Origin of the sequence: Mycobacterium shimoidei (genome assembly GCF_900417275.1) — a bacterium.
Taxonomy (GTDB): Bacteria; Actinomycetota; Actinomycetes; order Mycobacteriales; family Mycobacteriaceae; genus Mycobacterium; species Mycobacterium shimoidei.
In genome coordinates this window covers 1-4,891 of the sequence record NZ_UEGW01000002.1, presented here as the reverse complement: position 1 = coordinate 4,891, position 4,891 = coordinate 1, and the positions used below count along the sequence as shown (strand labels likewise).

6 protein-coding genes and 1 pseudogene are annotated in these 4,891 nt (G+C 56.9%); all 7 read right to left on the bottom strand.

Annotated features, from left to right (window positions below; genetic code table 11):
* Window positions 1-103: 103 nt before the first annotated feature.
* A pseudogene (locus MSP7336_RS24740) lies at window positions 104-250 on the bottom strand (WXG100 family type VII secretion target); the annotation flags it as partial.
* 26 nt (window positions 251-276) lie between these two features.
* A complete protein-coding gene (locus tag MSP7336_RS23460; protein ID WP_069398253.1) occupies window positions 277-540 on the bottom strand; it encodes a hypothetical protein in 264 nt (87 codons plus the stop codon).
* A gap of 11 nt (window positions 541-551) precedes the next feature.
* The gene (locus tag MSP7336_RS23630; RefSeq protein ID WP_139819799.1) at window positions 552-812 is read right to left on the bottom strand and encodes a hypothetical protein; all 261 of its coding nucleotides are present in this window, start codon (window positions 810-812) and stop codon (window positions 552-554) included.
* 449 nt (window positions 813-1,261) lie between these two features.
* Entirely contained in the window at window positions 1,262-1,834 is a 573-nt protein-coding gene (locus tag MSP7336_RS23625; RefSeq protein ID WP_069398254.1) for a hypothetical protein, read from the bottom strand.
* Window positions 1,835-2,330: 496 nt separating this feature from the next.
* Window positions 2,331-2,507: a hypothetical protein gene (locus MSP7336_RS24735; RefSeq protein WP_157123610.1), complete on the bottom strand. Its 177-nt coding sequence runs from the start codon at window positions 2,505-2,507 to the stop codon at window positions 2,331-2,333.
* 692 nt (window positions 2,508-3,199) lie between these two features.
* Window positions 3,200-3,736 carry a TNT antitoxin family protein gene (locus MSP7336_RS23445; protein WP_084226660.1) on the bottom strand — a complete coding sequence of 179 codons (537 nt, stop codon included), beginning with the start codon at window positions 3,734-3,736 and terminating at the stop codon, window positions 3,200-3,202.
* 432 nt (window positions 3,737-4,168) lie between these two features.
* Window positions 4,169-4,732, bottom strand: coding sequence for a hypothetical protein (locus MSP7336_RS23620; protein WP_139819800.1), 564 nt, complete (start codon window positions 4,730-4,732; stop codon window positions 4,169-4,171).
* Window positions 4,733-4,891: the final 159 nt, after the last annotated feature.

The window sequence follows — 4,891 nt, the reverse complement described above, 5'->3', positions numbered from 1 at the left end:
GCTGTCACCTGAGCCAGCCTGTCTTCCAGGTGCTGCTCGAACTCCGACATCCGGTCCGCGGCCGATAACAACGCGGCCGGATCAACCCGAAACGCACCCATGACTACACCCCCGCAGCATCGATGCCCGAGGCACCCGCACGATCGGTCTGCGAATACCGCGAGGCAGCATCCGCCAACAACGTCGACATCGCAGTCAACCCCTGCAACACTTTCGACGCACCCTCATGCCATTCGCGCCAGACCGCCTCAAACGCCGATGATAAATTGGGACATGTTAACGGGGGGTTCCGCGATACTTTCCGGGCTTGTGGGTGAGGCGGTCATCGTGCTCGTGTCGGCGACATGCGTCTGAGAACTCAATGGCCAAATCTTGATTTTTCAAAAAGTTTTGATATTGTTGGTCGTCTAGCCAGTACGATTCGATGTAGTCAACCATCGGATTAGAAACTGGAATCCCAAGTATGTGCTGGCCTGACTGCAGATCCGTCCCGAGCCAATAGTCATGTTCCTTGGAGAAGTAGGTGAACTCGTATTTCATTCATTTGCCTCCTAGATCATCCATGACTGCTTCCGGCATGCCGATGGGTAGAAGCGTCCTGGTATCCAATGATACAAAGGTCGTTCCGTCCCGTTGTCCTTTCCATAGTTCTCGAAGTTTTCTTCAGGCATAGCGAGTCGCGCCCTGATTAAATTGCTCAAGGTGGCGTTCAATGTACTCTGGCAACAAATATTCAACGGAATACCGAACATCCCGGTCAGGTACCCCATTTGAACAGCGCCGTCCCGCTCGGCGAGAAATGCAGTGATCATTCGAGGATTCTAGGGCGCATGGAGCAAGTCTGTGGAGCGGCTGGTATCGCCGGTTATTTTCGTGACCTTTGATCGTCCTTTGAGCGTCTGGGCCAGGATCAATACCAGGATCATCCGAAGTGCCGTGTCTCCTCGAATGCCCTATCGACATGGCGGTGTATTCCTATCGACAATTCCGTAAACTCAGCCGGTTTCAGATCGACGGCGTCGAGATCACGGGGGCAACTTAGAACCTGCGCGGCGATACCGCACCTGGCACCCGACCAGCGATTCCGTCGCGGCTCGCGCCACCTAACAGCGGCCGGCACCGTTCGCGCCGCTTCGTCGGCCCCACGGCAGTAGTAGGACCGCATGGACCCCTGCGCGACACCGGTTCGTTGACATGGACGAGGATCGGGAGGGCCGCGCCGAGGCTATGCTAGCTCTTGGGTGTGCCGCACTTTATGTGGTCACGTCAGATGCGAGGTAATAGACGCCGGCATTCCGCCCAGAAGCAGGGTGTCGAGCTCGTCGTACGTCAATGGAAGTAGGTGGTTCTCGGGCTGTACGCCGCCCGCTTGAAGCACGAAGTAGCGATTCGGGTCGTCCTTCAGCTCAAATTTCGATACAAACTTGTCAAGCGAGATCTGTCGTACCCGAGGGTCAAGCCCGGCGTCGGCCCACACCCATTCAATAGGATCAAGATGGCATTTAGTTCGAAGATTATCGCCCGTGTACCAGATGATATATTTCCCAGCGTCTTCGATGTTGGTAAAGAAGGCCATAAGGCTTTCAGATGATTCGCTGTGTCGCTCAGTAGTAGTTCGTAGGACCTCGTAACCATTGTCTTTGGGCTCGATGATATAGGCAGTCCAACCCTCAAGCGGATACCCGTATCGGAAGTGCAGTCGCCCATGTTCCCACAGCGGTTCATCTCCTGCCGGTTGACCCGCGTAGGAGTATATTGATCGCCACTTGTTATATTGATCGATCAATTTCGGAAATTCCGGATCGATATTGTTGCCTTCTTTCTCAAATGCCATATTACCCTCCTCAAGTCCCAGCCGAAGTGATCAATCTCTTCTTTATCAATTGTTCAACTGGTACCGGGTCTTTGGTAGCTGTGTCGATGACGACCCATTGGTTGGCCCCACCCAGTTGGCCGAAGGCTTCTTTGGCAGGTCCGTAGTGGGTACTTCTTGTTGAATAGGTGCTCGCCAGGTCAGCACAACGCGGCCGGCGATGTTGCATTCCCGCTCGGCGGTGCCCAAGCCGGCTGAGTCGCGGGCCAACGCCTTCATCTTTGGCGGGGGCGCCCACCGTGATCTCCGGATGGTTTCTACCGCCGCTTTCGCCATCCGGGGTACCGGTTCGCCCCGCGTTTTCTGGCTGCCGAGCGCCGGGTCGGCGCGGGACGATGGTCAGAGGCACGTCGAGCAGGCCCCAGGTGATGAGGCGACGGACGCCGAGGGCCAGCGCGTGTGCGAGCGGCGCGATGAGGTCGGTGCGGCCGCGATCTTCCATCGCGACGATCGCTTTTCATCGCACGCCGGCGTAGCGGCCGAGTGCGAACACCGGCACTCCAGGGTCGACGCGGGGGGTTACGGCGTGGGGCTGCTCTTTGGTGGGGGTCAGTTCGTTGGCGCAGGTCTGGCACCAGCGGGTCTTCGGCGCGCCGCAGCCGCCGCATTCCAGCGACAGGACCAGATCGAGCATGCGTGCAGTGTGGCGGTGAGGGGTGACAGGCGGGCGTCTAAACGGGGCGGACAATCTGGAAATTGCACTCGCCGCTGTGTTGGCTTACAGCCTCTGGCGGGCTCAACTGGCTCGAAGTTTGGCCCGAACTGCTAGATCCTGCGCTGGCCAGACGGCCCAGGATGCCCAGCAAGCCCAGGACAAGTAAGACGATGCCGATAGCAATCAGTGCCGTACCCGGTGAAGCTCCGGGAGGACGTGGCGGAGGGTAGCCCGGGTATAGCGGTGGAGGGTAGGGCATTTGCGGCCGTTGAGGCCCCGGGGCAGGCGGGTATGGATACCCGCTGCCTGGTGGCTGTCCGTATTGCGGCCACGGCCCGGGCTGGTGTGGATAGCCACCACCCCCCGGCATCCCTGGAGGGGGCGGCGGATAGCCCGGCGGATACGGGCCCAGCTGCGCCCGGCTGCGCGAGCGCTGCTGCAGGCCGATGATCAGCATTACCAAGCCTGCCAACGGAATACCGAACATCCCGATCAGGTATCCCACCTGAACAGCGGCGCCTCGTTCGGCAAGGAGTGTAGTGATCACTCAGGAATTCTAAGCGCGGGTTAGACGGCGATGGGAGTCTCGCTCCATGTCTCCGTTTTTATACAGAGGACGACCTTCTCTATTTACACGAACCGAATTACACATTCGCGATGAGACGAAATTGCTAACGAGGTCTGAAAAGGGGCTTACCTCCAGGATCGAGAAATGAGGTTACGATGTCGTCCACCGTCGTTGTGAGGTACAGAGACAAGGCTACCAACTCAATCGTGGCAATCAACTTGCCGCCGCTGATGATAGCTACAGTAGATCCATCGGAAGCGATTAAAGCGCGGCGCTCAACTCCGGCGAACGGTCGGCTATCGATGGTGAAGCCGGCACTTATTTCTTCCTCGCTGCCGGGTATGTGCACAGGCGGCAGTTCACCTAGAGCCCTGATGTCTTCGCCGAACCTTCCGAGAAGGTACCGTTCAACGGTGTCCATCAAGGGTGCCGCAAATCTAAATTTTTCGGGTCCCATACGAAATGAGTCGGTGACTAAGTAGCAGCCGTCGTGATTCTTTCCTATGAAGAGACGTGTCTCGCCGCCCACCGACCAAAATAACGCTCGGCCGTCATCTGTACGCCGTCCCGGAGTGAGAGTAAAGTCGGCGAGATTCGCCCACTCGGCTAGTCTCGGTGAGACATCGATGGGTTCTATCATCGCAACTTCCGTAACACCCAACGGTATTTTAGTCAAGTCTCGCGCGGTCAGTACCTCACCCGTTTCACCGAATATCAATACTCGTAGCGCTCCGCCAAGCTTCCCAACAGCGGGCTCGATTCGGACGCGACAATGTTCCACCCTTCCGGAAGGTGGTCGATGGCATAGGAATTAAGAGGATTGCCCAGAGAATCAATGTGCAATGAACGATGCTCCCATGGGGCCGGCTTGCCATGTTCCATTACCGCCAGATACCTTCCCTCATCGTCACAGATGCGGTCTAATTGTCGACCGTGAAAATTCTAGAATTGCCATCGTATGAAGGCGCTTCAATAGCTAGCGCGCACCGATTACTCGAGCAGGAACTATGAATCCGCTATCGGAATCCGATCGCGAGATGGTCAGACGGACAGCATGCACCCAAACAACGGCTTACAACCGCGAAGTCACCGATTCCGGCATTCCATCCAACAACTGCGCATCTAACTCATCATAGGTTAGCGGCAGTAACCGGTTCTCTGGTTGGACACCTCCAACTTGCGGCACGAAGTAGCGACTAGGGTCGTCCCGAAATTCATATTTGGATACGTATTTGTCGAGCGAAATTTGCTTCACACGAGGATCAAGCCCCGCCGCCCGCCATGATGGTGTCAGAGGCGGTAGCGAGCAATACATTCTCAGACTTTCTCCGACATACCAGATGACGTATTTTCCGGCATCATCGAGGTGAGAAAAGAATCCAACAAGCCTTTCGTGGGGTTCGTTACGGCGTTCGGTGGTAACTCGCAAAACGTTGTATCCGTTATCTTTTGGTTCGATTACATATGCGGTCCAGTCCATATGTGGATATCCGTATCGGAGGTTCAACCGCCCGTCTCCCCAAATCAGCTCGTCTCTAACAGGTTTGCCAGCGTACGAATAGATCCGGCGCCATTTCTCGTATCGGCTGATCAGCTCTGCGAACCCGGCGTCGGCACCAGTGTCATCCGAAGTCACGGTTCTCCTCAAAATTCTATCGCCCTGGCGGTTGCCGCAGCCTGCGCCTGCCCGCCTGAACCGTCCCACGCATTACCCAACGACTTCTGCGCAGCTGTCACCTGAGCCAGCCTGTCTTCCAGGTGCTGCTCGAACTCCGACATCCGGTCCGCGGCCGAT

What these genes read in the sequence shown, in the direction of transcription:
- MSP7336_RS23460 (WP_069398253.1), bottom strand. Translation starts at nt 540, where the DNA reads ATGAAATACGAGTTCACCTACTTCTCCAAGGAACATGACTATTGGCTC.
- MSP7336_RS23630 (WP_139819799.1), bottom strand. Translation starts at nt 812, where the DNA reads ATGATCACTGCATTTCTCGCCGAGCGGGACGGCGCTGTTCAAATGGGG.
- MSP7336_RS23625 (WP_069398254.1), bottom strand. Translation starts at nt 1,834, where the DNA reads ATGGCATTTGAGAAAGAAGGCAACAATATCGATCCGGAATTTCCGAAA.
- MSP7336_RS24735 (WP_157123610.1), bottom strand. Translation starts at nt 2,507, where the DNA reads ATGCTCGATCTGGTCCTGTCGCTGGAATGCGGCGGCTGCGGCGCGCCG.
- MSP7336_RS23445 (WP_084226660.1), bottom strand. Translation starts at nt 3,736, where the DNA reads ATGATAGAACCCATCGATGTCTCACCGAGACTAGCCGAGTGGGCGAAT.